Source organism: Caballeronia grimmiae, from assembly GCF_022879615.1.
GTDB lineage: Bacteria > Pseudomonadota > Gammaproteobacteria > Burkholderiales > Burkholderiaceae > Caballeronia > Caballeronia grimmiae.
In genome coordinates this window covers 2,172,662-2,197,645 of the sequence record NZ_CP084271.1, presented here as the reverse complement: position 1 = coordinate 2,197,645, position 24,984 = coordinate 2,172,662, and the positions used below count along the sequence as shown (strand labels likewise).

Genomic DNA, 24,984 nt, shown 5'->3' with positions numbered 1-24,984 from the left:
CGTCAGCCCTTGAGTGCGAGCGGCAGGCCCGCAACCATCAAGGTCGCGCGAGTGCTCGCGGCGGCGACGCGCTGATTCAGGCGGCCGAGTTCGTCGACATAGAGGCGCGTCACCGAACCGAGCGGCACGACGCCGAGGCCGATTTCGTTGCTGACGACGATGACCTTGCCGCGTACATCGGCCAATGCGCGGTCGAAGGCATCGAAGGCTTGCATGGCTTGATGGGACAGCGTGGCGGGCTCGTCGTGCATGGATTCGGGCGGGCACAGCAGATTGGCTAGCCAGAGCGTGAGGCAATCGATCAGCACGCACTGTCCCGCGCGATCCGCTTCACGCAGCGCGCCCGCGAGATCGAGCGGCGCTTCGACGAGCGTCCAGTGCGCGGGACGCCGCTCGCGATGATGCCGCACGCGTTCTGCGAATTCGTCGTCGCCGATGCGCGCGGTCGCGAGATAGGCGACGGGCAGGCCGCTTTCGGCGGCAAGGCGTTCGGCATGGGCGCTTTTGCCCGAGCGGGCGCCGCCGAGGATGAAGGTCAGATCGCGCGGCGTGGCGACAGGGACGTTGGAGGTCATCGCAATATTGTAGCGGCGGGATAAGATAGCGGGCTGCGCTTCCGAGGAACTTTCCGATGCCATTCACGCCACGCGGCACGCTGATGATTCAGGGCGCCACCTCCGATGCCGGCAAGAGCACGCTCGTCGCGGGCCTGTGCCGGCTGGCGCGGCGAAGCGGCGTCAAGGTCGCGCCGTTCAAGCCGCAGAACATGGCGCTCAACAGCGCGGTGACGGTCGATGGCGGCGAGATCGGCCGCGCGCAAGCCTTGCAGGCGATAGCCGCCGGCGTGCCGGCGCGCATCGACTTCAATCCGGTGCTGCTCAAGCCGACGAGCGATCGCGGCGCGCAGGTCATCATCCACGGCCACGCGCACGCCAATCTCGATGCACGCGCGTATCACGCGTACAAGCTCACCGCGTTCGATGCCGTGCTCGCGTCCTATGCGCGGCTGCGCTCGGAGTTCGAGGCGGTCATCGTCGAAGGCGCGGGCAGTCCCGCCGAAATCAACCTGCGCGATCGCGATATCGCCAACATGGGTTTCGCGGAACACGTCGATTGCCCGGTGGTGCTCGTCGCCGATATCGATCGCGGCGGCGTGTTCGCGCATCTCGTCGGCACGCTGGCGTGTCTGTCGGAGAGCGAGCGGGCGCGCGTGAAGGGCTTCGTGATCAACCGGTTTCGCGGCGATATCTCGTTGCTGAAGCCGGGGCTCGACTGGCTCGAAGCGCAGACCGGCAAGCCGGTGCTCGGCGTGCTGCCGTATCTGCACGGCCTGACACTCGACGCCGAGGACATGCTGCCGCGCGATGTTCACGCACGCGGCGAGCGGCCGGCGCTGAAGGTGATCGTGCCGGCGTTGCCGCGCATCAGCAATCACACGGACTTCGATGCACTGCGGGCGCATCCTCAGGTCGATTTCGAATATGTGCGCGGGGGCGTTGCGCCGCCGCCGGCGGATCTGATCGTGCTGCCGGGATCGAAGAACGTGCAGCGCGATCTTGCGTGGCTGCGCGAGCACGGCTGGGATCCTTCGATCGCGCGGCATCTGCGATACGGCGGGAAGGTGCTCGGCATATGCGGCGGCATGCAGATGCTGGGGCGCGAGATCGACGATCCGGATGGCGTCGAAGGTGCGGCCGGGTGTGTCGATGCGCTCGGTTTGCTCGACCTGCACACGGTGCTGACGCCGCACAAGCAACTGGAGAACGTGACGGGGCGGCTCGCGATCGGCGCGGCCGATGCGCCGGTGCGCGGCTATGAGATTCACATGGGGCGCACGAGCGGCGCGGCGCTGGCGAATCCCGCCGTGATGCTCGATGACGGGCGCGGCGACGGCGCGATTTCATCCGATGGACAAATTGCCGCGACGTATCTGCACGGCCTTTTCGATACGCCCGAAGCGTGCGCCGCGCTGCTCGCATGGGCGGGCGTCGAAGATGCCGCGCCGCTCGATTATCCGGCGCTGCGCGAGGCGTCGCTCGAGCGGCTGGCGGATGCGTTCGCGCAGGCGCTCGATCTCGATGCGGTGATGGGCGCGTTTGGCTGAGACGCGCGGGCGTCAATACAGAATCATCTGCGTACACCGAAACATTGCGATCAGCTTCCCGTCGCCGTTCGTCACCGTCGCATCCCAGACGTGCGTGCTGCGCCCGAGATGCACGGCGCTCGCCTTCGCGACGATCTTCCCTTCGCGCGCCGTCGACACATGATTGCTCTTGAGTTCGAGCGTCGTGAAGTTCTGCGCCTTCTCGGGAAGATGCGCGATGCACGCATATCCGCAGCACGTATCCGCGAGTCCGACGACCGTCGCCGCGTGCAGAAAGCCGTTCGGCGCGAGCAGTTCCGGCCGAATCACGAGCTCGCCGGTGAGCGCGCCTTCGTCGAGGGACAGAAGCTGCACGCCGAGCAGATCGGGCAGGCGGCCTTTCTGGCGGTTGCGCAGGAAATCGAGCGTGACATCGGGGCGAAGCGGCATGGGCGTAATCCGTCGAAGTGTGATGAAAAGCGCGTGCGACCCAGTTGGCCGTTCGGCCAGCGTGCCGCGCGCACCGCTTTTTGCCGATAATATCAACGGCTCGAATCATGCATCCGTTCTATAACGACGAAACGGCGCGCGCTCTCATGGAATGACGCGCGCCGCACAAACTCCGGGACATTTCATGACCGTGATCGTGGTGGCAAATCCAAAGGGCGGCGTCGGCAAGAGCACGCTCGCAACCAATCTCGCAGGGCACTTCGCGGCGAACGGCGAATGGGTCGCGCTCGCCGATCTCGACAAGCAGCGCTCCGCCCATGCGTGGCTGTCGCTGCGGGTCGATACGCTGCCGAAGATCGAAGAGTGGGGCGTCGATGTCGACGCGCCCGCGAAGCCGCCGAAAGGTCTGGAAAAAGCCGTCGTCGATACACCTGCCGGCGTGCATGGCAACCGGCTCGCGCTCGCGCTGCAACTGGCCGACAAGGTGATCGTGCCGCTACAGCCGTCGATGTTCGACATTCTCGCCACGCAGGACTTCCTGACGAAGCTGGCGAAGGAAAAGGCGGTGCGCAAGGGCGCGATTCAGATCGGGGTGGTCGGCATGCGCGTGGACGCGCGCACGCGATCGGCGGATCAATTGCATCGTTTCGTCGAAGGGCTCGATCTGCCGGTGCTGGGTTATCTGCGGGACACGCAGAACTATGTGCAACTCGCGGCGCACGGCCTGACGCTGTGGGACGTGGCGAAAAGCCGTGTCGAGAAAGATCTGGAGCAGTGGCAGCCGATCATCGACTGGGCGGGCAAGAAATAGCGGCAGGCGTTCTGCGCCTTTACGGCAGGAAAGGACGCCCGCGCCATAAAAAACCGGCGCTCCCCGAAGAGAAGCGCCGGCTTTCACTACACGTCAATCGAGAGAATCAGGTCCAGTTCTGCGTCGGCACATGATCCCGGCTGCCCTTGATCCGGTTCTCGCCATCCACGAACACGAGGTTCGGCTTCCAGCCCGCCTTGATCTCTTCCTCATCGACCGAAGCGAACGCCGCGATGATCACCAGATCGCCCAGTTGCGCGCGCCGCGCCGCCGATCCGTTCAGCGAGATCATGCCGCTGCCGCGCTCGCCCTTGATCGCGTACGTCGTGAGGCGCTCGCCGTTGTTCACGTTCCAGATGTCGATCTGCTCGTTCTCCAGAAGATTCGCCGCTTCGAGCAGATCCTCGTCGATGGCGCACGAGCCTTCGTAATGCAGCTCGCAGTGCGTGACCGTCGCGCGATGAATCTTCGATTTGAGCATGGTGCGTTGCATGTTGCAGACTTCCTTCAGATTTCCAGATTGTCGATGAGGCGCGTGGCGCCGAGCTTCGCCGCAGCCAGCACGACGAGCGGCGCGTTCGCATCCGCTTCGCCCGGCGCGAGCAGGTCGACGCGCTTGCGCACGCTGATGTAATCGGGCTTCCAGCCGCGTTCGGCGAGCGCGTTCATCGCGTCGCGCTCGAGTGCGGCGATATCGCGATTGCCCGACAGCACGCCCTCGCGCACGCGATTCAGTTGCAGCGCGAGTTGCGGCGCTTCCGCCCGCTCATCCGCCGACAAAAAGCGATTGCGCGACGACAGCGCGAGGCCGTCCTCGTCGCGCACGGTCTCGGCAGCGATGATTTCCGTCGGCAGCGCGAACTGGTGGCACATCTGCCGCACGATCATCAACTGCTGATAGTCCTTCTTGCCGAACACCGCGACACGCGGCTGCACGCACGACATCAGCTTCATCACGACCGTGCACACGCCCTGAAAGAAGCCGGGGCGGAACTCGCCTTCGAGAATGTCGCCGAGGTTATGCGGCGGATGCACGCGGTACTGCTGCGGCTCCGGGTACATGTCGGTTTCGGTCGGCGCGAAGAGTACGTACACGTTCTCGCTTTGCAGCTTCTCGATGTCGTCGAGAAGCGTGCGCGGGTACTTGTCGAAGTCTTCGTTCGGACCGAATTGCAGCCGGTTGACGAAGATGCTCGCGACGACCGGATCGCCGTGCTGGCGCGCGAGACGCATCAGCGAAAGATGGCCTTCGTGGAGATTGCCCATCGTCGGGACGAAGGCGGTGCGGTTCTGACCGCGCAACTGGTCGCGCAGTTCGTGAATGGAGCTGATGACTTTCATCGAGCGGGTGTCTCCTGGCGGGCGGCGGCGTATCGGCCGCTCCAAGGGAAAATAAGGAAAGGGCGGCTTCTAGGCGGGAGAGTACGCCAGTCTCACGTAGATCGGCGCATAAGGCTCGGCCTGCGTGATTTCGATCAGCGATTCGCGCGACAGCTCCAGCATGGCGATGAAGTTCACCACGACGACCGGCACGCCGCGAGCCGTATCGAACAGTTCGCTGAACTCCATGAAGCGCGCGTTCTGCAGGCGGCGCAGGATCACGCTCATGTGCTCGCGCACCGACAGTTCCTCGCGCGAAATCTTGTGATGCTGCACGAGCTTCGCGCGCTTGATGACATCGGCCCAGGCGGCGCGCAGATCGTTCATGTCGACGTCGGGGAAGCGCTGTTCCGTCGACTGTTCGATATACACGTCCGCCCGCAGGAAGTCGCGGCCCAGTTGCGGCAACTGGTCGATGCGCTGCGCCGCGAGTTTCATCTGCTCGTATTCGAGCAGACGCCGCACGAGTTCGGCGCGCGGGTCTTCGGCGTCCTCGCCGGTATCCGCTTTCTTGACCGGCAGCAGCATGCGCGACTTGATCTCGATCAGCATCGCCGCCATCAGCAGATATTCCGACGCGAGTTCGAGATTCGACTCGCGAATCTGGTCGACATAGCCGAGATATTGCGCGGTGACATCCGCCATCGGAATGTCGAGCACGTTGAAATTCTGCTTGCGGATCAGGTACAGCAAGAGGTCGAGCGGGCCTTCGAACGCTTCGAGAAAGACTTCGAGCGCATCGGGCGGAATGTACAGATCGGTCGGCAGCTTCCAGAGCGGCTCGCCGTAAAGATGCGCGAACGCGACGCCGTCGATCGTGTCGGGCGTCGAATCGGTCGCGGGGGCGGCGAGCGCCACGTCGCGGGACTTCCGGGCGTCGTCGCGCGGGTCGCCGCGCGAATCGGCCTGCGGCGGTTGCGGCTCGTGGCCGGCGCTCACGTTCAGAAGTTCTGGTAGTAGACGTAAGGCGTCTGTTTCACGCGCGAAGTCTGCTGGCGGTCGCGCTCGTCGAGGTCGATCGGCTGCTTGTCCCACAGGAGCGCGCGCCCGCGGCGCTGCTCTTCTTCGAGCGACGGCTTCTGCGTTTTCAACTGATTGATGAACTGGGTGATGTCCGACTGATACATGATCCGGCTTCCGTTGGTTCGATGCGGTTCATTGGATGGCGGCGCATTCGCCGTGCCATGGCGCCGTGCCTTGCCGCCGTGCATTCGGCGAGCCAGAGCGGGCAGGGCGGGCCGCAGGTTCGCCGCGATTTTACCGCAAGCATCGGCGGCGGCGCGCATATCGGAGGGCTCGCGGCCGCGCATTTCACGCATGCGCGTGCTAATCGGCGGGAACCGGGCCGCCGTCCGGGCCGTCCAACGGCGCACGGTTCGCGCGCCGTTGCCGCATTTTTACGTCGGCGGGGCGTGGCGGTGTGGTGAAATAGCGCTCGCGCGCCGTGCTGCGCCGATTTGCGCACGAGAACCGCATGGCGGACCCGCTTCGCCTTTCTATTTTGTTTTTCCGTTGCCGGAGGTCGCGTTTGGCGGGGCGTTCGTTTGATCTGGTGTGTGCGGTGCGCGGCGCGGCCGCGAAACTGCACGCGATGAAGCCGCTCGTGCACGCGATGAAGCCGCTCGCGCCGGCTGCCGGCCATCGCCCGACTGCGGCGCTGACGGTGCTGACGGCGCTTGTCTTGCTGGCGGTCGCCGCGCCCGCTTTCGCCAAGTACGACGTGGACATCGACGCGCCACGCAACGTCAAGAAGCTGCTGAAAGATCATCTCGATCTCGCGCGTTTCGCCAAACGCGACGATGTCAGCGACGACCAGTTCCAGTTCCTCGTCACGGCCACGCCGAAAGACGTGCGCGATCTCGTCGCGACCGAAGGCTACTTCACGCCCGTCGTCCGCACCGACGTCACCACGGCCGACGACAAGCGCTCGGTCAAGGTCAGCGTCGATCCGGGTCCGCGGACGAATGTCGCCTCCGTCGACCTCAAGTTCACCGGCGCTGTGACGACCGAAGACCGCAAGCAGGAAAACGCCGCGCGCTTCGCTTTTGCGATGAAAGAGGGCGATCCTTTCACGCAGGGCGCCTGGGACGACGCGAAGAACGCCGCGCTGAAGGCGCTGCAATCGCGCCGCTATCTGGGCGCGCGGATCGTCCGCTCGCAGGCGCGGATCAATCCGCGCACGCATATCGCCGATCTGTCCGTCACGTTCGACAGCGGCCCGACCTTCACCTTCGGCAAGCTCGATATCAGCGGGACCAAGCGCTATCCGCAGAAGATCATCGAGAACGTGAATCCGATCAACGAAGGCGACATCTACGACATCGCCCGCGTGAACGAACTGCAGCGGCAGGTGCAGAACACGCCGTATTACGCGAGCGTCGCGATCGACGCCGACAACGACGTCACAAAGCCGCTCGAAACGCCGCTGCACGTCAAGGTCAGCGAATATCCGTATCACAGCGTGCGCTACGGCGTCGGCTACGCGACGGACACCGGTTTCCACATCCAGGGCGCGTACAGCTACCTGAACACGTTCGGCGCGGCGTATCCGTTCACCATCGCGGGCCGGCTCGACCAGACTCAGCAGTACGGGCGCGTGCAACTAGCGATGCCGCCGGATTCGCGCGGCTGGATCAACGCGATCTTCGGCTCCTACACGATCACCGATGTCTCGGACACGAACATCTACAGCGCGCGCGTCGGCGTGCAGCGGTCGCGCTCGACGCAGAACATCGACACGACATACTCGCTCACGTTCTACGACGACCGCCTGACGCAGAACGAGCCGAATCCGTCGACGGCGCGCGCGCTCGTGCCCGCGTGGACGTGGGTGCGCCGCGACGTCGACGATCCGCTGTTTCCGCGCCGCGGCAACGTGGTGCGCGCGGAGGCCAGTTTCGCGGTGAAGGGGCTGTTGACCGATCAGACGTTCGCGCGCCTTTACACCAACATGCAGCAATACCTGCCGCTCGGCCGCAACGATCTTCTCGTGTTCCGCGCGGAGTTCGGCGGCGTGTTCACGACCGGGCCGTCGAGCGGCGTGCCGGCGTCGCTGCTGTTTCGCGCGGGCGGCGCGAACTCGGTGCGCGGCTACAGTTATCTGAGCATCGGCCATAACGTGTCGGGCTCGATCCTGCCGACGAAGTACATGGTGACCGGCAGCAGCGAGTATCAGCACTGGTTCACGCACGACTGGGGCGGCGCGGTGTTTTTCGACATCGGCACCGCGACCGATACCTGGGGCGAGCGCGTGTTCCAGCCGGGCGTGGGCGTCGGCGCGCGGTGGCGCAGCCCGGTCGGGCCGGTCAACGTGGACGTCGCGTATGGACTCAAGAACAAGAGCATCAAGCCGTATCTGACGCTCGGCATCGCTTTCTGAGCGATGCATCGACGATATTTTCAGCTAACGAAGGCATGACCGACTCAGGCAACCCGGCGAACGACAGCAACGACGCCACCCCCGGCGGCGAAGCGCCCCCGACGCCCCCGACGCCCCAAACGCCCGATACGCCGCAGCGCCCGCGCGGCAAGCGGCGCTTGCTGCGCTGGATCGGCGCGTTCGTGCTCGCCGTCGTGCTGATTGTCGTGCTCGCGCTCGGCGCGGTGCTGTTCGCGCTGACGACCGATCGCGGCACGCGCTACGCCTGGGACGCGGCGACCTCGCTGCTCGGCGGGCGGCTCACCGGCAAGCTCGACGGCGGCGCGATCGCGACCGGCCTGCAATTGCGCGACGTGCGCTGGAAGGACGGCAAGGGCACGGATATCGCCGTCGATAGCGTCTCCGGCCGCTGGGCGCTCACGCACGATCCGCTGCGCTTCACCATCGACTATCTGCACATCGGGACGATCGACGCGCGCATCGCGCCATCGAACGAGCCGAGCAAGAAGACCGAACTGCCGCGCGATCTGCGTCTGCCGATTCAGCTTGCCGTCCGCGATCTGAGCGTCGCGAAACTGCGACTGCATCAGGGCGCGACGACGACCGAATTCTCCGGCCTGCTCTTCAACGGACGCAGCGACGGCCAGCATCACGAGGCCGCCGTTCAGCGGCTCACGACGCCGTTCGGATCGGTGACGGCCGCGGCGAAACTCGACGGCGGCGCGCGTCCGTTCCCGCTCTCCGGCGACGCGACCTACGCCGGCAAGGTCAACGAGGAGGCGGTGCAGGTCGGCGCGCGGCTTTCGGGCTCGCTCGAAGACCTGATCGCGGACGTCGATGCCAGCGGCATGAAGCTCGCCGGCCAGGCGCACGTCGAAGCGACGCCGTTCGCCGACGTGCCGCTGAAGCGCGCTATCGTCACCGCCGACCACATCAACCCGCAGGCGTTCAGCGCGGGCGCGCCCGCCGCCGATCTCGCCGTGCGCGCCGAAGTGAAGCCGGTGGAAGGCGCGAAGACGTTCGCGGTGAGCGGACCGGTGTCGATCGTCAACGCGAAGCCGGGTTCCATCGACAAGAAGCTGTTGCCGCTCATCGACGCGCGCGCCAACGTGCGGCTCGACGCTTCGGCGCAAAGCATCGGCGATCTGAACGTGCGGCTGTTGAAGGACGCGGCCATCACGGGCGGCGGCGCCATTTCGGGCGGCCACGGACGATTCGATCTGAAAGTGGCGAAACTCGATCTCAACGCGATCGAACCGAGCGTGCGTCCGACCGACTTCGCGGGGCCGATCGGCGTCGTTCTCGCGGGCGACACGCAGGCCGTGACGGTCGACCTGAACGATCCGAAAGCGGCCATCCGCCCGCAGGCCAGGATCAAACTCGACGCGAAACAAACCACGCTCGACGACGTAAAGCTGACCGTCGGCAAGGGCCGCGTGGAGGCGAGCGGCGTGCTCAAGAAGGACGTCCATTCGAGCTACGACCTGAAGGCGAAGTTCGTCGACTTCAATCCGCTCTTGCTTCAGCAGCAGTTGATCGCGCAAAAACCCGCGCCGAAACCCGTTGCAAAGAAGACGGCGACGCCCCCGCGCGTGGTCGAGGCGCGCGTGAACGGGACACTCGCCGCATCGGGCGTGCTCGCGCCGACGCTGACGGCCAAGGCCACGTTCAAGCTCGACGACAGCATGTACGACAACCTGCCGCTCACCGGCGCGGGCACGGTGCAGATCGCCGGCACGCGCGTGCTGCCGAGCACGGCGAAGCTGTCGGTGGCCGGCAACGATGCCGAGCTGGACGGCAGTTTCGGTGCGCCGGGCGACCGTCTGCGGTTTCGCATCGACGCGCCGCAACTGGAGCGCCTCGGCTTCGGGATCGCGGGGACGGTGAAGGCGAACGGCGATTTGACCGGCTCGCTCGCGCATCCGAACATCGCGGCGAACTATCAGGCCGATGGCGTCGTGTTCGGCGCGAACCGCCTCGGTCACGCGGAAGGCCACGCCGACATCCGCGATGGCGCGAACGGCGCGCTTGTGTTCACGCTGAAGGCGCGCGATGCGAGCACCTCGGGCATCGAAGTCGCCACGCTCGATGCGAATCTGAACGGCACGCGCATGCAGCACACGCTCGGCGTCACCGCGACCGGCAAGGTGCAGGGCCAGCCGGTGAACCTCACGCTCGGCGCAAACGGCAAGTTCACCGACGCCGCCGATGGCCCGCACTGGGACGGCGCGATCACGAAGCTCACCAACAAGGGCACGCCGTCGGTGAATCTGGAGTCGCCGCTGTCGGTGAGTTACGGGCCGAAGCGCATCGTGCTCGGCGCGACGCGGCTCGTCGCGGAGGGCGCGGCGCTCAATCTCAAATCGTTCGCGGTGGAAGGCGGGCGCATTCAGTCGGCGGGCACGCTCACGAATCTTTCGGTGCCGCGCCTGCTCGAAGTCCGGCGGCAGATGACGGGCGAGGAATCGTCGATTCGAACCGACCTCATCTTCGACGGCAACTGGGACTTCTCGCTCGGCTCGACGGCCACCGGCTACGCGCAGATCAAGCGGCGCGGCGGCGACGTGACGATCGACGGCACACGCGGGGTCGCGGCGCTCGGCATTTCGGACATCGTCGCGCGCGCCGATTTCGCCAACGGCAACCGCCTCAACGCGACGCTGCATGCGCAGGCGAGCCGCATCGGCGTGATCGATGCCAACGTGCACACGACGCTCGTCCCGCGCGACGGCATGCTGACCGTGGCCGACGAAGCGCCGCTGTCCGGGGGCATCGACGCGAACGTGCCCGAACTGCGCACGACCGGCGGCCTGCTCGGCGCGAACTATCTGCTCGGCGGCAGACTCGCGATGAAGCTGACCATCGCCGGCATCGTCGCGAAACCGAGCCTGTCGGGCTCGCTGACCGGCGACGCTATTTCAGCAACGGTCGTCGATCAGGGCGTGCAGTTGAAGGACGGCATCATCCGCATTGCGCTGTCCGAGAATCTCGTCGATTTCCGGCAGGTCGAGTTCCACGGCGCGAGCGGCCTGCTCCGCGCGACGGGCAAGGTGCGGCTCGATCAGCAAGAGCCGGATCTGACGGCGAGCATCATCGCGGACAAGCTGGAGCTGTTCGCCTCGCCGGATCGCGAACTGATGCTGTCGGGCAGCGCGAGCATCGCGAATGCGGGATTGCAGGGCGGCATGGCGATCAACGGCAAGTTCAACGTCGATCACGCGCTCTTCGACTTGCCGGAAAGCTCTGCCCCCGCGCTCGGTGACGATGTCGTGATCGTGCGCCCCGACGGCACGGTGAAGGGCGAAAACGGCAAGCAGATCGTCGCGGCGACCGAGAAGCCGGTCGGGCCGTTCACGCCGCGCGCGAACATCGACATCAATCTCGGCCAGCGTTTCCGCTTCAAGGGAGCGGGCGCGGACCTGGGGCTCGCGGGCACCATCACCGCGACGAGCGCGCCGAACATGCCGCTGCGCGCGGTCGGCAACGTGCGCGTGACCCCCGGTTCGACCTACACGGCGTTCGGGCGCAAGCTCGGCATCGAGAACGGCTTCTTCACCTTCAACGGACCGGTGGCGAATCCGGGCATCAATATTCTGGCGATGCGGCGCAATCAGGAAATCGAGGCGGGCGTGCAGGTGACGGGCACGGTGCAGTCGCCGGTGGCGAAGCTGATCTCCGAGCCGAACGTGCCGGACAACGAAAAGCTCTCGTGGCTGCTGTTCGGCCACGGCACCGATCAGGGCAACAACGTCGGCCAACAAAGCGCGATGACGAGCGCGCTTGCGCTGCTCGGCAGTCGCGGCGGCGCGAAGATCGCGCAGACGGTGGGGCTGGATGAGTTCACGGTCGGATCGAGCGAAGTGGGGCTGACGGACCCGCAAGTGGTGCTGCTGTCGAAGGCGATCAACGAGCGTCTCGTGCTCGGTTACGAGCAGGGCTTGCAGTCGGCGCAGAACGCCGTCAAGGCCACGCTCGCGCTGTCGCGGTTCTGGTCCGCGACGGCCTACGGCGGCACATATCAGGGCGTCGACCTGTCGTACACGCGGCGCTTCAACTCGTGGGCGCGCCTGCTGTCGATGTCGACATCACCGGGGCCGGCGGTGCAGCCATCGGCGGCGTCCGGAGCGTCGGGCGTGTCGGCGCCGTTCGGGGCTTCGTCGGCGGTGGAGTCGGATTCGTCGGGGGACTGAAGGCGCGAGGCCAGCAATGAAAAAAGGGCACGCAGACTTCGCGTGCCCTTTTCTTTTTCAGCCGATGCGTCTTACTTCACGCGCATGCCCGGCTTGGCACCGCTGTGCGGCTCGAGGATGTACAGGCCCGGTTCGGCTTTCTCGTCGGCGGCGGAGGCCGCGAGCACCATGCCTTCCGACAGGCCGAACTTCATCTTGCGCGGCGCGAGATTGACGACCATCACCGTCAGCTTGCCGATCAGATCCTGCGGCTGATACGCCGACTTGATGCCCGAGAACACGTTGCGCGTCTTTTCCTCGCCGATGTCGAGCGTCAGTTGCAGCAGCTTGTCGGAACCTTCGACCGCCTTGCAATCGACGATCTTCGCGATGCGCAGATCGACCTTCGCAAAGTCGTCGATGGAAATGACGCCGGACTCGTCGCTCTTCGCTTCCGCCTTTGCGTCCTTCTTTGCAGCGGTCTTCGCCACGGCTGCCGGTGCGTCCGTCGCCGCTTGCAGCGATTCGCGATTCGCCGCCAGCAAAGCCTCGATCTGCTTGGGATCGACGCGCGTCGTCAGGTGCTTGTACGCGTTGACCGCGTTCGCCGACGACAGCGGCTTGTCCGCGTCCGCCCAGACGAGCGGCGCGATGCCGAGAAACGCCTCGACCGATTCGATCAGCTTCGGCAGCACCGGCTTCAGCGCGAGCGACAGCAGGCGGAACGCTTCGAGGCTCACGCTGCAGGTTTCGTGCAGCGCGACCGCGTTCGCCGGGTCCTTCGCCTGTTCCCACGGCTTGGCGGAATCGACGTAGTGGTTTACCGCGTCGGCGAGTTCCATCGTCGTGCGCAGCGCGCGGCCATATTCGCGCGATTCATAGAATCCGGCGATCTGCGGGATGGCGCTGCGCAGTTGCACGACCAGCGGATGCTGCATCGCGCTGTCCTGCACGCGGCCATCGAATCGCTTGATGAGGAAGCCCGCCGCGCGGCTCGCGATGTTCACGTACTTGCCGACGAGATCGCTGTTCACGCGCGCCTGGAAGTCCTCGAGGTTCAGGTCGATGTCTTCCATCGTGCTGTTCAGCTTCGCCGCGAAGTAATAGCGCAGCCACTCCGGGTCGAGCCCGGTGTCGATCACGCTTTGCGCGGTGATGAACGTGCCGCGCGACTTCGACATCTTCGCGCCGTCCACGGTCAGGAAGCCGTGCGCGAACACGTTGGTCGGCGTGCGATGGCCGGAAAACTGGAGCATCGCGGGCCAGAAGAGCGTGTGGAAATACAGGATGTCCTTGCCGATGAAGTGATACTGCTCGGCTGTCGAATCCGGCTTGACCCATGCATCGAAATCGACGCCGATGCGATCGGCCAGATTCTTGAAGCTCGCGTAATAGCCGACGGGGGCATCGACCCACACGTAGAAGTACTTGCCCGGTGCGCCGGGAATCTCGAAGCCGAAATACGGCGCGTCGCGCGAGATGTCCCAGTCGGCGAGTTTCGCATCGCCCTTGTCGCCGAGCCATTCGCGCATCTTGTTGGTCGCTTCCGGCTGCGCCAGACCGCCGACCCAGCCGCGCAGGAAATCTTCGCAGCGCGGGTCGGACAGGCGGAAGAAGTAATGCGTCGATGTCTTGCGGATGGGCGTCGCGCCCGAGACGACCGAGTACGGGTTGACCAGCTCGGTCGGTAGATAGGTCGAGCCGCAGACTTCGCAATTGTCGCCGTATTGGTCTTTCGCGCCGCACTTCGGGCACTCGCCCTTGATGAAGCGGTCCGGCAGGAACATTTCCTTGACCGGATCGTAGGCCTGCTCGATGTCGCGTGCGTCGATGAGGCCGGCTTCCTGAAGCGCGCCGTAGATCGAATTGCAGAGGACGCGGTTCTCCTCGGCATCGGTCGAATAGTAGTTGTCGAACGAAATGCCGAAGCTGTCGAAATCGCGCTTGTGTTCTTTCCAGACGCGCTCGATCAACGCTTTGGGCGTGATGCCTTCCTTTTCCGCGCGCAGCATGATCGGCGTGCCGTGGGTATCGTCTGCGCCGACGTAGTAGACCTCGTGGCCATGCATTCGCAGCGTCCGAACCCAGATATCCGTCTGAATGTACTCGACCATATGGCCGATATGAATCTGACCGTTCGCGTACGGCAGTGCGGACGTGACGAGGATCTGGCGGCGGCCGTTCGTGGCGGCGGACGCGGCGGCGGCAGTGGCGGAAATCGGTGCTGACATAGAGGCGCGGCCTGGAGGGAATTGCTTCGGATTGTGGAAAAAGCGGACTTTCGATTTTAGCAGGGCGGGGAAGGAAGGCAGGGGAGGGACTGCGGCGAGGCTTGCACGCAGGCTGAACGTGCATATGCCGCAGGTGGATCGGCTGCTAAATCCGCGGCATTCGTCGAAACTGGAGGCAATCGAGGCGGCGTTGCTGACGCTTGGCAAGCGGTTGAGCATCTCGGTCGCCTGACCCGGTGTCAAAACCGTCCGCACAAAAAAAACCGGGGTCCATTGGGGCCCCGGAGCAACAACGACAAGAGGAGAATGGCAGGCGATGGTCCAGCCATCCACCTACCGTAACAACAGACAAGCGCCGCGCCGGCAAGTTTCAAATTTTTTTCAGGCGCCTTCGACCCGATGACGCCTCAGCGCGCCCGCTCGTCTATTCTCCTGCAATATCAGTTACTTACTGCACTTGACCCGGCTGCGCGGTCGCGCGCAGGTAGATCTCCACGCGACGATTCTGCGCGCGGCCCGCTTCCGTCGAATTGTCGGCGATCGGCTGGTTCTGGCCCATGCCCTGCGCCGACAGACGCTGCGCCGGAACGCCGTGCGTCGAAATGTACGATGCCACGCTCTGCGCGCGGTTCTGCGACAGCGTCTGGTTGTAAGCCGCCGTGCCGGTGTTGTCCGTATGGCCGACGACGCTCGCAATCAGCTCAGGATGCTGCTGCAACGTTTGCGTGACCGAGTTCAGAACCGGATCGAACGACGGCTTGATCGCGTAGCTATTGGTATCGAACGAGATCGAGTTCGGGATGTTGACCTTGAGCGAGCCATCTTGCTGCTCGGTCACTTGCGTGCCGGTGCCCTTCGAATCGCCGGAAATCTTGTTGCGGATGGCCTGCCAGTTGTAGCCGGTGATGCCGCCAACCGCCGCACCCGTCGCCGCGCCGATCGCCGCGCCCTTGCCGCCGCCGAAAATCGCGCCGATGCCAGCGCCCGTGGCCGCGCCGACGCCCGTGCCGACGGCCGCATTGGTACCCTGCTGCGATGCGCAGCCGGCAACGAGTGCGCCGACGACGGCGAAAACGGACAGGCGGGTCAACAACTTCGTATTCATCTTGATCTCCTTTGATTCAAAAGCGGTTCGGCGACACGCGCCGACAATGCGAAAGGGTCTTCGGACGGGCTTTCGGACGAGCCTCTACAATAACGGGAATATTGAGAAACACGTCCGTGCGCCCGGTGCGATGCGTCCCCGGATAGCAACAGCAGCGGCATAGTGCAGCGCGGGACGACTCGCGCGCAACGGCGCTAACAATTACTTTCAATTTCCTCAGTTTGTTGCAACGCGACGGCCGATTTAGCAACAAGCGTTCCCTGGAGTTTCAATGAGCATTGACCGCGCGCGGATCGACACCGCACTCGCTACCCTGACCGATCCGAACACCAACCGCAAGTTCGTCGATACGAAGAGCATCCGCAACGTTTCCATCGAAGGCGGCAAGGTTGCGGTGAGCGTCGTGCTGGGTTATCCGGCGAAGACGCAGTTCGCTGCGATCGGCAGCCTCGTCGCCGATGCGCTGCGCCAGGTGCCCGGCGTGACCGACGTTTCCGTCGATGTCACCTCGCAAGTCGTCGCGCATGCGGCGCAGCGCGGCGTCAAGCTGTTGCCGAACGTCAAGAACATCATCGCGGTGGCGTCGGGCAAGGGCGGCGTCGGCAAGAGCACGACCGCGACGAATCTCGCGCTGGCGCTTGCACAGGAAGGCGCGTCGGTCGGCATGCTCGACGCGGACATCTACGGCCCTTCGCTGCCGATGATGCTTGGCATTTCCGGCCGCCCCGAATCGCCGGACAACCAGTCGATGAATCCGCTCACCGGCCACGGCATCCAGGCGAACTCGATCGGCTTTCTGATCGAGCAGGACAACCCGATGGTCTGGCGCGGCCCGATGGTCACGTCCGCGCTCGAACAACTGCTGCGCCAGACGAACTGGAAGGACCTCGATTACCTCGTCGTCGACATGCCGCCGGGAACGGGCGACATTCAGCTCACGCTGTCGCAGAAGGTGCCGGTGACGGGCGCGGTGATCGTCACGACGCCGCAGGACATCGCGCTGCTCGACGCGAAGAAGGGCCTCAAGATGTTCGAGAAGGTCGGCATTCCGATTCTCGGCATCGTCGAGAACATGAGCACGCATGTCTGCTCGAATTGCGGCCACGAAGAGCACATCTTCGGCGCGGGCGGCGGCGAGCGCATGGCGAAGGAATACGGCGTCGAGATTCTCGGGCAGTTGCCGCTCGATATTTCCATCCGCGAACGCACCGATGCGGGCCAGCCGACGGTCGTGTCGGAGCCGGAAAGCCGCATCGCCGAGACGTATCGCGCGATCGCCCGGCGCGTCGCGATTTCGATTGCCGAGCGCCAGCGCGACATGACGTCGAAGTTCCCGAGCATCGTCGTGCAGAACACCTGACGCCGGTCGTCTGGACGTGTCTTTCGCGAGCCTTGTGCGGTGCGGCTCGCGGTATCATGTCGCCTTCAAAGCGCGGCAACGTGGACGCACGGGGCGTCGGCGGGCCGCCAAGAGGATCGCATGAGAGACAGATTCGACGGGAGGGCGCTTGCCGCCTTGTTCGCCACGGCCGCATGCAGCGTTGCGCTGAGCGGTTGCGGCATCATCTTCCAGAATCACGAGAAAATCGCGGACGCCACGCTGAAGCCCACGCCCGGCAACACGGCGCGGGGCACCATCACGCTGATCGAGCGATCGGACGGCGTCCAGGTCACTTACAGCATCACCAACATGCCGCCTAACAGCGATCACGCGTTGCAGGTGCACGAACGCGGCGACTGCATCGCCGTGAACGGGGCCGACGCAAGCCCGGTCTTCGCGCTGCCGGGCGAACGGGCACGCGCGAGCGGGCGGCTCGAAGGCGAACTGGGCAACATTCACGCGGACGCCAACGGCACGGCAACGGGCTTCATCGTCGCGACGGACGTGTCGCTCGACGGCGTGCGCTCCGTTATCTCCCGCGCGATCATGCTGCATCGCGAAGCCACGGAGTCTTATACGATGAGCCCGCACAACGTAGGTCCGGCGCTTGCCTGCGGCGTGATCCGGCGCTGAGCGCGCCGGCCGAACAGCCGGCTTCGTGCCGCACTTCATTCGCGTAAAATACGCGCTTCGTTTTCATTCGTCTCTCGTCTGGCCCGGCCGGGTCATGCGCCGTTTCACCGAAGGCCTGCGGTCGGATCGCGCGATCGCAAGCTGCAACGCTGGGTAGCGTTCCTATGAGCATCAAGTCCGACAAGTGGATTCGGCGCATGGCCGAAGAGCACAAGATGATCGAGCCGTTCGTGCGCGATCAGGTGCGCGTGGCCGAGGACGGCCGCAAGATCGTGAGCTACGGAACGTCGAGCTACGGCTACGACATCCGCGTGGCCGACGAATTCAAGATCTTCACGAACATCAACTCCACCATCGTCGATCCCAAAGCGTTCGACGAGAAATCGTTCGTGGATTTCAAGGGCGACGTCTGCATCATTCCGCCGAATTCGTTCGCGCTCGCACGCACCGTCGAATATTTCCGAATTCCGCGCTCGTGCCTGACCGTGTGCCTCGGCAAGTCGACTTACGCGCGTTGCGGAATCATCGTGAACGTGACGCCGTTCGAGCCGGAATGGGAAGGCTACGTCACGCTCGAATTCTCGAATACGACACCTTTGCCTGCGAAGATTTACGCGAACGAGGGCGTAGCCCAGGTTCTGTTCTTCGAAAGCGACGAGATTTGCGAGACGTCCTATGCGGATCGCGGGGGCAAGTACCAGGGGCAGCACGGCGTGACGCTGCCGAAGACCTGAGCCTCGCATCGTCAGACACGCGCACGCAGTTGAAAGACCGCTGATCCGATGCTCGGGCAGCGGTCGTTCCATTTGGAGATTCGCCTCATGAAGTTCCGCTTTCCCGTCGTCATCATCGACGAAGACTTTCGCTCCGAGAACATTTCGGGTTCCGGCATTCGCGCGCTGGCCGAGGCGATCGAGCGCGAAGGCGCCGAAGTGCTCGGCCTGACGAGCTACGGCGATCTCGCCGCATTTGCGCAGCAATCAAGCCGCGCGTCCTGCTTCATCCTTTCGATCGATGACGACGAGCTGCTGCCTTACGCCGACAACGTCGTCGTCGAAGGCGATACGCCCGAGCTGGCCTCGGCGATCGTCGCACTGCGCGCGTTCATCGACGCCGTGCGCCGCCGCAACGCCGACATTCCCATTTTCCTGTACGGCGAAACGCGCACGTCGCGGCATCTGCCGAACGACATCCTGCGCGAACTGCACGGCTTCATCCACATGTTCGAGGACACGCCGGAGTTCGTGGCGCGTCACGTCATCCGCGAGGCGAAGGTGTATCTCGATTCGCTCGCGCCGCCGTTCTTCAAGGAACTGGTGCAGTACGCGGAAGAGGGTTCGTACTCGTGGCACTGTCCGGGGCACTCGGGCGGCGTCGCGTTCCTGAAGAATCCGCTCGGGCAGATGTTCCATCAGTTCTTCGGCGAGAACATGCTGCGCGCGGACGTGTGCAACGCGGTCGAGGAACTCGGCCAGTTGCTCGATCACACCGGGCCGGTTGCGGCGTCCGAGCGCAACGCGGCGCGCATCTTCAGCGCGGATCACCTGTTCTTCGTGACGAACGGCACGTCGACGTCGAACAAGATCGTGTGGCACGCGACGGTCGCACCGGGCGATATCGTCGTCGTGGACCGCAACTGCCACAAGTCGATCCTGCACGCGATCACGATGACGGGCGCGATCCCCGTGTTCCTCACGCCGACGCGCAATCACTTCGGCATCATCGGTCCGATTTCGCGCAACGAGTTCAAGCCCGAGGTCATTCGCAAGAAGATCGAAGAGAATCCGTTCGCCCGCGAAGTGCTGGCGAAGAATCCGAAGGTGAAGCCGCGCATCCTGACCATCACGCAGAGCACGTATGACGGCGTGATCTACAACGTCGAGATGATCAAGGACCTGCTCGGCGACATGCTCGACACGCTGCATTTCGACGAAGCGTGGCTGCCGCACGCGGAGTTCCATTCGTTCTATCAGGACATGCACGCGATCGGCGCGGGCCGGCCGCGCACCGGCGCGCTGGTGTTCGCGACGCATTCCACGCACAAGCTGCTCGCCGGCATTTCGCAGGCGTCGCAGATTCTCGTGCAGGACAGCGAGAACAGCACGTTCGACCGTCATCGCTTCAACGAGGCGTATCTGATGCACACGTCGACGTCGCCGCAATACGCGATCATCGCGTCGTGCGATGTCGCCGCCGCGATGATGGAAGCGCCTGGCGGCCCGGCGCTCGTGGAGGAATCGATTGCGGAGGCGCTCGATTTCCGCCGCGCGATGCGCAAGGTCGACGCCGAATACGGCGACGACTGGTTCTTCAAGGTCTGGGGCCCGGACGCGCTGGCCGAGGAAGGCATCGGCGATCGCGAGGACTGGATGCTGAAGCCGAACGACCGCTGGCACGGCTTCGGCCCGCTCGCGGAAGGCTTCAACATGCTCGACCCGATCAAGGCGACGATCATCACGCCGGGGCTCGATGTCGACGGCGAGTTCGGCGACACCGGCATTCCGGCCGGCATCGTGACGCGCTACCTGGCGGAGCACGGCATCATCGTGGAGAAGACGGGGCTTTATTCGTTCTTCATCATGTTCACGATCGGCATCACGAAGGGCCGCTGGAACTCGATGGTCACCGAGCTTCAGCAGTTCAAGGACGACTACGACAACAATCAGCCGCTGTGGCGCGTGCTGCCGGAATTCGTCGCGCAGCATCCGTCATATGAGCGCATCGGCTTGCGCGATCTGTGCCAGCAGATTCACAGCGTGTATCGCGCGAACGACATCGCGCGTCTGACGACCGAGATGTATCTGTCGAGCATGGAGCCGGCGATGAAGCCGTCGGAAGCGTACGCGAAGCTCGTGCACCGCGAGATCGACCGCGTGCCGATCGACGAACTCGAAGGCCGCGTGACGAGCATTTTGCTCACGCCGTATCCGCCGGGCATTCCGCTTCTGATTCCGGGCGAGCGCTTCAATCGCACGATCGTCGATTACCTGCGTTTCGCGCGTGAGTTCAATGAGCGCTTCCCGGGCTTCCATACGGATATCCACGGGCTCGTCGGCGAGATGATCAACGGGCGCATCGAGTATTTCGTCGATTGCGTGCGTGATTGACGCCTTCGCTCTCCATGCTGCAAATGAAAACGGCCCGCGAGGGCCGTTTTTTTATCGCTGAAGGGCTGCGATGCGTCAGATCAGGCCTTCGGCCTTCATTGCCGCTTGAACCGCAGCGCGTGCGCCCACGCGCGACTGATAGGCGACCAGCGCCGGCCACTTGTTCAGGTCGAGATCGATGTGCGGCGCCCAGCTAAGCACGGTGAAGAGATACGCATCGGCGATGCCGAATTCACTGCCGAGCAGGAACTGCTTGTCGTCGATGTGCTTCGCGACGTAAGCCAGACGGCGCTCGAGATTGGCCATCGCTGCCGCTTTCCAGTCGCTCGACGCGGCCGGATTGAAGAACGGCGAGAAGTTCTTGTGCAGTTCGGTGCCGATGAACGTGAGCCATCCTTGCAGGCGATAGCGCGCCATGGCGTCGGCGAGCGGCGCCAGATGCTTCGCGGGCACCTGATCGGCGATGTACTGCATGATCGCCGGGCCTTCGGTCAGCAATTCGCCGTTATCGAGTTGCAGCGCGGGCACGTAGCCTTTTGCGTTGATCGCCGTGAAATCCGCGCCGCTTGCGGTCAGCTTCGTTTTGAGATCGACTGCTTCGATCTCGTACGGCAGACCGGACTCTTCAAGAACAATGTGCGATGCAAGCGAACATGCGCCGGCTTTGTAAAACAGTTTCATTCGAATCTCCAAGTGAATCGCGGAGCATTATGAACGATTCGAATTGGAGCGGGCAGTGACGGGTGAGGAATGGTTCATGTTGTCGGGCGAAATGATGGATCGTTGGAAGCGGTAATGAATCGGATAAATCGTGTATGACTTCGTAAGGCTAACGACTACGCTGGCGAATCAAACACTGATAAGAAAGGTCAACAATGAGCGCGAGGCCACCATTCGCGAGCGCATGGCTCGCTTTCCTTGACGTGCGCGTGAGCGTGGCGGAAGTGGGGAAGCTAATCGGCGGCCGGGTGAACGACAATGTCAAAGCTGGCATTTTCCAGAACGCCTGCCCGATCAGAATGAGCTATGTATTGAACCGCACTGGTTTCCGTGTCAGGAAGGACGCTGCCTACGCATCCGTGTCGGGCGCCGACGGTGCACAGTATCTGTTTCGAGTGAACGACATGATGGCTTATCTCGAACGTCAGTTCGGCAAGCCGGAGAAAACGGTCAAGTCCCCCAAGGAGGACGATTTCCGCGGCGAGAAGGGCATTCTCGTTGTTCGAGGACACGGCTGGGACAACGCGCAAGGGCACGTCACCTTGTGGGACGGCAATGCGTGCTCGGATTCATGCCATCTGCTTCACAACCCCGACAACGGCACGTTTATTCCCGAAACAGCATCGCTATGGAAGTTGCACTGATGCGCACATTTGTCGCAGGCGTCGCGCTCTTCGTACTAAGTCAAGCCGTCGCGGCAGCGCACTCTGCATCGATGGTAGAACAACAGGCGCTTTTGAAGCGATGGGCATTGAGCCGATGCCTCGGGAAGGTCTACGCTGACGCGGCAGTGAAGCGGGACGCCGAGGCCACGGCCAGCATCTATCTCGAAGCCGGCATTGTTCCGGCGGATGCGTACAGCGCAGTCGATCAGTTGGCGACCGACTACGCGAACAGGCATTACACCGGCTCGATCGACTCGTCTTTCGGAACGAAGAAGTGCATCGACTTGTTCGACGGCAAGCCGCTCGACGCCCTCACCAAACGCCTCGTCAACCCGCCTCGCCTCCGCCGCTAATCAACGATGAACATCCGCGACGGCTCCCGCGCGGCGGGCGGCGCGGAGGCAAAACCCGGGTCGGCCGCCATATCGTGCAGCGCGGCTTCGAGCGTCGCGCATATCGCGCTCAGCGCGAGATCGTTCTCCTCGAGCCCGAACGGGTCCTCGATCTGCGCGGCGATCGCTTCCAGCGCCATGAACGCGTACGCCACCAGCAGCGCGAAGAGCGGCGTCAGCACGCCCGTGCCATCGACGAGGCCGAACGGCAGCAGAAAGCAGAACACGTAGATCGTGCGATGGATCATCACCGAGTACGAAAACGGCAGCGGCGTCGATGCAAGCCGCTCGCATCCGCCGACGACCACCGACAGCGCATTCAGGTTGTGGTCCATCGCGAGCACTGCGTAGCCGTCGAGCGACGCATCGCGCTTGCGCTCCGCGATCCACTCGCCGAGCCACAGCAGGATCGTCGCGGGCTTGTATTGCGCGGCGTCCACCCGCGCGAGCAGTTCGGGCGGCAGGCGCGGCGCGAGATCGGCGGACGCATCGGTGCCGCGCAACTGGTGCCGCAGCGCATGCGCGAAGCCGCCGATCGCGGCGAGAAAGCGCCGTGTCGCTTCCGTATCGCGCGGATGCTGCAACGCCAGCGCCTGCCGCGCGAGCGAACGCGCCGTAATCAGCAGCGATCCCCATAGCTTGCGGCCTTCCCACCAGCGGTCATAGCTCGCGCTGTTGCGAAAGCCGAGAAACACCGCGAGCGCGATCCCGACGAGCGCGAACGGCGGCGTGCCGAGCCCGATCGGGTAGTGGCGCATGTGGTCGTGCATGAAGATCGCCGCGACCGACAGCGCGAAGATCAGCCCCAGGCGCGGCAGCAATTGCGGCAGCACGGAGCCGCGCCAGACGAACAGCATGCGGAACCAGTGCAGCTTGGGGCGAATGATCATGATGGAGCGCCAGGGACGATCACGCGATTATCCCGAAATGCCGGCGATCGCGTGGCGACAAAAAAGGCCGTCGAATCCGACGGCCCTTCATGCAATGCGTGCGAAGCAAGCGCGCGTTCAGAGCGCCGCCCGCGCAGCCTTCGCCGCCGCGCGCACCTGGTCCGGTGCGGTCCCGCCCGGATGATTGCGGCTCGCGACCGAGCCTTCGAGCGTCAGATAGCTGAACACGTCTTCGCCGATCAGATGCGCGACGTTCGGCAACTCGATGCGCATCGCGTCGAGCGACAGGTCCGCGAGATCGCAGCCGCGATCGTCACAGATGCGCACCGCGTGCGCGACGGCTTCGTGCGCGTCGCGGAAGGGCAGGCCGCGCTTCACGAGATAGTCCGCGAGATCGGTGGCCGTCGAGAAGCCTTGCAGCGCCGCAGCGCGCATCGCTTGCGGCTTGACCGTGATGCCCGCCGCCATCTCCGAGAAGATGCGCAGCGTATCGGCGACGGTATCGACCGTATCGAAGAGCGGTTCCTTGTCTTCCTGATTGTCCTTGTTGTACGCGAGCGGCTGGCCCTTCATCAGCGTCAGCAGCGCCATCAGGTGCCCGTTCACGCGACCCGTCTTTCCGCGTGCCAGTTCGGGCACATCGGGATTCTTCTTCTGCGGCATGATCGACGAGCCGGTGCAGAAGCGATCCGCCAGATCGATGAAGCCGACGCGCGGGCTCATCCACAGCACCAGTTCTTCCGAGAAGCGCGACACGTGCGTCATCACGAGCGCGGCCGCCGCCGTGAATTCGATTGCGAAGTCGCGGTCGGACACGGCGTCCAGCGAATTGGCGCAAATGCCGTCGAAGCCGAGCGACGCCGCTACCGCTTTACGGTCGATCGGATAACTCGTCCCCGCGAGCGCCGCCGCGCCGAGCGGCAGGCGATTCACGCGCTTGCGGCAATCGCGCATGCGTTCAGCATCGCGGGCGAACATCTCGACGTAGGCGAGCAGGTGATGCCCGAACGTCACCGGCTGCGCGACCTGCAAATGCGTGAAGCCGGGCATGATCGTGTCGGCATGCTTCTCGGCCATGTCGATGAGCGCGCCGCGCAGGTCCGTCAGCAGGCCGCCGATGCGGTCGATCTCGCCGCGCAGCCACAGGCGGATGTCGGTCGCAACCTGATCGTTGCGAGAGCGGCCGGTGTGCAGGCGCTTGCCGGCATCGCCAATCAACGCCGTCAGACGCGCCTCGATGTTCAGGTGCACGTCTTCCAGGTCCAGCTTCCACTCGAACTCGCCGCGCTCGATTTCGCCCTGGATCTGCGCCATGCCGCGCTCGATGGCCGCGAGGTCATCGGCGCTGATGATCTTCTGCGCGGCGAGCATGGATGCGTGCGCGAGCGAGCCTTGAATGTCGACGAGCGCAAGCCGCTTGTCGAAAAACACCGACGACGTATAGCGCTTGACGAGCTCCGACATCGGCTCGGAGAAGCGAGCCGACCAGGCTTCGCCTTTTTTGTGGAGTTGGGACGTCATGGTGATGTTGTCAGCGGTTGGAGCGGCTTTGCGTCAAGCCGGAAGACGAAGATTTTAACATTCGGGA

The 24,984-nt window shown here is 64.2% G+C and carries 21 protein-coding genes; 10 read left to right on the top strand and 11 right to left on the bottom strand.

Annotated elements, in window-relative coordinates:
• Positions 1-2 precede the first annotated feature (2 nt).
• Positions 3-575, bottom strand: coding sequence for a bifunctional adenosylcobinamide kinase/adenosylcobinamide-phosphate guanylyltransferase (cobU, locus tag LDZ21_RS10555; protein WP_035961059.1), 573 nt, complete (start codon positions 573-575; stop codon positions 3-5).
• Positions 576-631: 56 nt separating this feature from the next.
• On the opposite strand from cobU, the gene LDZ21_RS10550 reads away from it, so the two are divergent.
• Positions 632-2,104: a cobyric acid synthase gene (locus LDZ21_RS10550; RefSeq protein ID WP_244793268.1), complete on the top strand. Its 1,473-nt coding sequence runs from the start codon at positions 632-634 to the stop codon at positions 2,102-2,104.
• 12 nt (positions 2,105-2,116) lie between these two features.
• On the opposite strand, the gene LDZ21_RS10545 is transcribed toward LDZ21_RS10550, so the two are convergent.
• Complete coding sequence (locus tag LDZ21_RS10545) at positions 2,117-2,533, bottom strand: PaaI family thioesterase (protein ID WP_244793266.1); 417 nt, start codon at positions 2,531-2,533, stop codon at positions 2,117-2,119.
• Between the two features lie 184 nt (positions 2,534-2,717).
• Here LDZ21_RS10545 and LDZ21_RS10540 point away from each other — a divergent pair, with 184 nt between their 5' ends.
• The gene (locus LDZ21_RS10540; RefSeq protein ID WP_035961063.1) at positions 2,718-3,344 is read left to right on the top strand and encodes a nucleotide-binding protein; all 627 of its coding nucleotides are present in this window, start codon (positions 2,718-2,720) and stop codon (positions 3,342-3,344) included.
• Between the two features lie 106 nt (positions 3,345-3,450).
• On the opposite strand, the gene panD is transcribed toward LDZ21_RS10540, so the two are convergent.
• From panD to LDZ21_RS10520, 4 genes are all read right to left on the bottom strand, one after another.
• Complete coding sequence (gene panD / locus LDZ21_RS10535) at positions 3,451-3,837, bottom strand: aspartate 1-decarboxylase (RefSeq protein ID WP_035960543.1); 387 nt, start codon at positions 3,835-3,837, stop codon at positions 3,451-3,453.
• A 14-nt stretch (positions 3,838-3,851) separates the two neighbouring features.
• Positions 3,852-4,685 carry a pantoate--beta-alanine ligase gene (panC, locus tag LDZ21_RS10530; protein ID WP_035960544.1) on the bottom strand — a complete coding sequence of 278 codons (834 nt, stop codon included), beginning with the start codon at positions 4,683-4,685 and terminating at the stop codon, positions 3,852-3,854.
• A 69-nt stretch (positions 4,686-4,754) separates the two neighbouring features.
• Positions 4,755-5,582: a segregation and condensation protein A gene (locus LDZ21_RS10525; protein ID WP_035961065.1), complete on the bottom strand. Its 828-nt coding sequence runs from the start codon at positions 5,580-5,582 to the stop codon at positions 4,755-4,757.
• A gap of 83 nt (positions 5,583-5,665) precedes the next feature.
• On the bottom strand, positions 5,666-5,854 hold the full coding sequence (locus tag LDZ21_RS10520) for a DUF3460 family protein (RefSeq protein ID WP_174447191.1): 189 nt from the start codon (positions 5,852-5,854) through the stop codon (positions 5,666-5,668).
• Between the two features lie 398 nt (positions 5,855-6,252).
• On the opposite strand from LDZ21_RS10520, the gene LDZ21_RS10515 reads away from it, so the two are divergent.
• A complete protein-coding gene (locus tag LDZ21_RS10515) occupies positions 6,253-8,103 on the top strand; it encodes an autotransporter assembly complex protein TamA (RefSeq protein WP_404980502.1) in 1,851 nt (616 codons plus the stop codon).
• Positions 8,104-8,138: 35 nt separating this feature from the next.
• Positions 8,139-12,293: a translocation/assembly module TamB domain-containing protein gene (locus LDZ21_RS10510; RefSeq protein WP_244793264.1), complete on the top strand. Its 4,155-nt coding sequence runs from the start codon at positions 8,139-8,141 to the stop codon at positions 12,291-12,293.
• A 71-nt stretch (positions 12,294-12,364) separates the two neighbouring features.
• Here LDZ21_RS10510 and metG read toward each other — a convergent pair whose 3' ends face one another.
• Together metG and LDZ21_RS10495 are read right to left on the bottom strand one after the other, a co-directional pair.
• The gene (metG, locus tag LDZ21_RS10505; protein ID WP_244793262.1) at positions 12,365-14,503 is read right to left on the bottom strand and encodes a methionine--tRNA ligase; all 2,139 of its coding nucleotides are present in this window, start codon (positions 14,501-14,503) and stop codon (positions 12,365-12,367) included.
• A gap of 448 nt (positions 14,504-14,951) precedes the next feature.
• Positions 14,952-15,608, bottom strand: coding sequence for a YiaD family glycine zipper/OmpA-like lipoprotein (locus tag LDZ21_RS10495; RefSeq protein WP_035961071.1), 657 nt, complete (start codon positions 15,606-15,608; stop codon positions 14,952-14,954).
• Between the two features lie 271 nt (positions 15,609-15,879).
• Here LDZ21_RS10495 and apbC point away from each other — a divergent pair, with 271 nt between their 5' ends.
• The 4 genes from apbC (at position 15,880) to LDZ21_RS10475 (ending at position 20,729) form a co-directional block, all read left to right on the top strand.
• Positions 15,880-16,968 carry an iron-sulfur cluster carrier protein ApbC gene (gene apbC / locus LDZ21_RS10490; protein WP_244793260.1) on the top strand — a complete coding sequence of 363 codons (1,089 nt, stop codon included), beginning with the start codon at positions 15,880-15,882 and terminating at the stop codon, positions 16,966-16,968.
• A gap of 120 nt (positions 16,969-17,088) precedes the next feature.
• The gene (locus LDZ21_RS10485; RefSeq protein ID WP_035960553.1) at positions 17,089-17,622 is read left to right on the top strand and encodes a superoxide dismutase family protein; all 534 of its coding nucleotides are present in this window, start codon (positions 17,089-17,091) and stop codon (positions 17,620-17,622) included.
• Positions 17,623-17,786: 164 nt separating this feature from the next.
• Positions 17,787-18,356 (top strand): dCTP deaminase, encoded by a 570-nt coding sequence (gene dcd, locus LDZ21_RS10480; RefSeq protein WP_014190693.1) that lies wholly within the window; start codon positions 17,787-17,789, stop codon positions 18,354-18,356.
• A gap of 87 nt (positions 18,357-18,443) precedes the next feature.
• Positions 18,444-20,729 (top strand): arginine/lysine/ornithine decarboxylase, encoded by a 2,286-nt coding sequence (locus LDZ21_RS10475; RefSeq protein ID WP_035960554.1) that lies wholly within the window; start codon positions 18,444-18,446, stop codon positions 20,727-20,729.
• Between the two features lie 75 nt (positions 20,730-20,804).
• Here the strand turns inward: LDZ21_RS10475 and gstA are convergent, their stop codons facing one another.
• Positions 20,805-21,410, bottom strand: a complete 606-nt coding sequence (gene gstA, locus LDZ21_RS10470) for a glutathione transferase GstA (RefSeq protein ID WP_244793258.1) — start codon at positions 21,408-21,410, stop codon at positions 20,805-20,807.
• 248 nt (positions 21,411-21,658) lie between these two features.
• Here gstA and LDZ21_RS10465 point away from each other — a divergent pair, with 248 nt between their 5' ends.
• Both LDZ21_RS10465 and LDZ21_RS10460 read left to right on the top strand, forming a co-directional pair.
• Positions 21,659-22,093, top strand: a complete 435-nt coding sequence (locus LDZ21_RS10465; RefSeq protein WP_244793257.1) for a type VI secretion system amidase effector protein Tae4 — start codon at positions 21,659-21,661, stop codon at positions 22,091-22,093.
• On the top strand, positions 22,093-22,467 hold the full coding sequence (locus tag LDZ21_RS10460) for a T6SS amidase immunity protein Tai4 family protein (RefSeq protein ID WP_244793255.1): 375 nt from the start codon (positions 22,093-22,095) through the stop codon (positions 22,465-22,467). The genes LDZ21_RS10465 and LDZ21_RS10460 overlap by 1 nt, the downstream gene beginning before the upstream one ends.
• Here LDZ21_RS10460 and LDZ21_RS10455 read toward each other — a convergent pair.
• Together LDZ21_RS10455 and argH are read right to left on the bottom strand one after the other, a co-directional pair.
• Positions 22,464-23,396 carry a bestrophin family protein gene (locus tag LDZ21_RS10455; protein ID WP_244793253.1) on the bottom strand — a complete coding sequence of 311 codons (933 nt, stop codon included), beginning with the start codon at positions 23,394-23,396 and terminating at the stop codon, positions 22,464-22,466. The two genes, LDZ21_RS10460 and LDZ21_RS10455, sit on opposite strands and share 4 nt — an antisense overlap.
• Positions 23,397-23,513: 117 nt before the next feature.
• Positions 23,514-24,917: an argininosuccinate lyase gene (gene argH, locus LDZ21_RS10450; RefSeq protein ID WP_244793251.1), complete on the bottom strand. Its 1,404-nt coding sequence runs from the start codon at positions 24,915-24,917 to the stop codon at positions 23,514-23,516.
• Between the last annotated feature and the right edge of the window lie 67 nt (positions 24,918-24,984).

Excerpts from the sequence above, each read along its gene's own strand:
- LDZ21_RS10545 (WP_244793266.1), bottom strand. The coding sequence starts at position 2,533 with ATGCCGCTTCGCCCCGATGTCACGCTCGATTTCCTGCGCAACCGCCAG.
- LDZ21_RS10540 (WP_035961063.1), top strand. The coding sequence starts at position 2,718 with ATGACCGTGATCGTGGTGGCAAATCCAAAGGGCGGCGTCGGCAAGAGC.
- LDZ21_RS10550 (WP_244793268.1), top strand. The coding sequence starts at position 632 with ATGCCATTCACGCCACGCGGCACGCTGATGATTCAGGGCGCCACCTCC.
- LDZ21_RS10455 (WP_244793253.1), bottom strand. The coding sequence starts at position 23,396 with ATGATCATTCGCCCCAAGCTGCACTGGTTCCGCATGCTGTTCGTCTGG.
- LDZ21_RS10510 (WP_244793264.1), top strand. The coding sequence starts at position 8,139 with ATGACCGACTCAGGCAACCCGGCGAACGACAGCAACGACGCCACCCCC.
- LDZ21_RS10475 (WP_035960554.1), top strand. The coding sequence starts at position 18,444 with ATGAAGTTCCGCTTTCCCGTCGTCATCATCGACGAAGACTTTCGCTCC.
- LDZ21_RS10485 (WP_035960553.1), top strand. The coding sequence starts at position 17,089 with ATGAGAGACAGATTCGACGGGAGGGCGCTTGCCGCCTTGTTCGCCACG.
- gstA (WP_244793258.1), bottom strand. The coding sequence starts at position 21,410 with ATGAAACTGTTTTACAAAGCCGGCGCATGTTCGCTTGCATCGCACATT.
- panD (WP_035960543.1), bottom strand. The coding sequence starts at position 3,837 with ATGCAACGCACCATGCTCAAATCGAAGATTCATCGCGCGACGGTCACG.
- cobU (WP_035961059.1), bottom strand. The coding sequence starts at position 575 with ATGACCTCCAACGTCCCTGTCGCCACGCCGCGCGATCTGACCTTCATC.
- metG (WP_244793262.1), bottom strand. The coding sequence starts at position 14,503 with ATGTCAGCACCGATTTCCGCCACTGCCGCCGCCGCGTCCGCCGCCACG.
- LDZ21_RS10495 (WP_035961071.1), bottom strand. The coding sequence starts at position 15,608 with ATGAATACGAAGTTGTTGACCCGCCTGTCCGTTTTCGCCGTCGTCGGC.
- panC (WP_035960544.1), bottom strand. The coding sequence starts at position 4,685 with ATGAAAGTCATCAGCTCCATTCACGAACTGCGCGACCAGTTGCGCGGT.
- argH (WP_244793251.1), bottom strand. The coding sequence starts at position 24,917 with ATGACGTCCCAACTCCACAAAAAAGGCGAAGCCTGGTCGGCTCGCTTC.
- apbC (WP_244793260.1), top strand. The coding sequence starts at position 15,880 with ATGAGCATTGACCGCGCGCGGATCGACACCGCACTCGCTACCCTGACC.
- dcd (WP_014190693.1), top strand. The coding sequence starts at position 17,787 with ATGAGCATCAAGTCCGACAAGTGGATTCGGCGCATGGCCGAAGAGCAC.
- LDZ21_RS10460 (WP_244793255.1), top strand. The coding sequence starts at position 22,093 with ATGCGCACATTTGTCGCAGGCGTCGCGCTCTTCGTACTAAGTCAAGCC.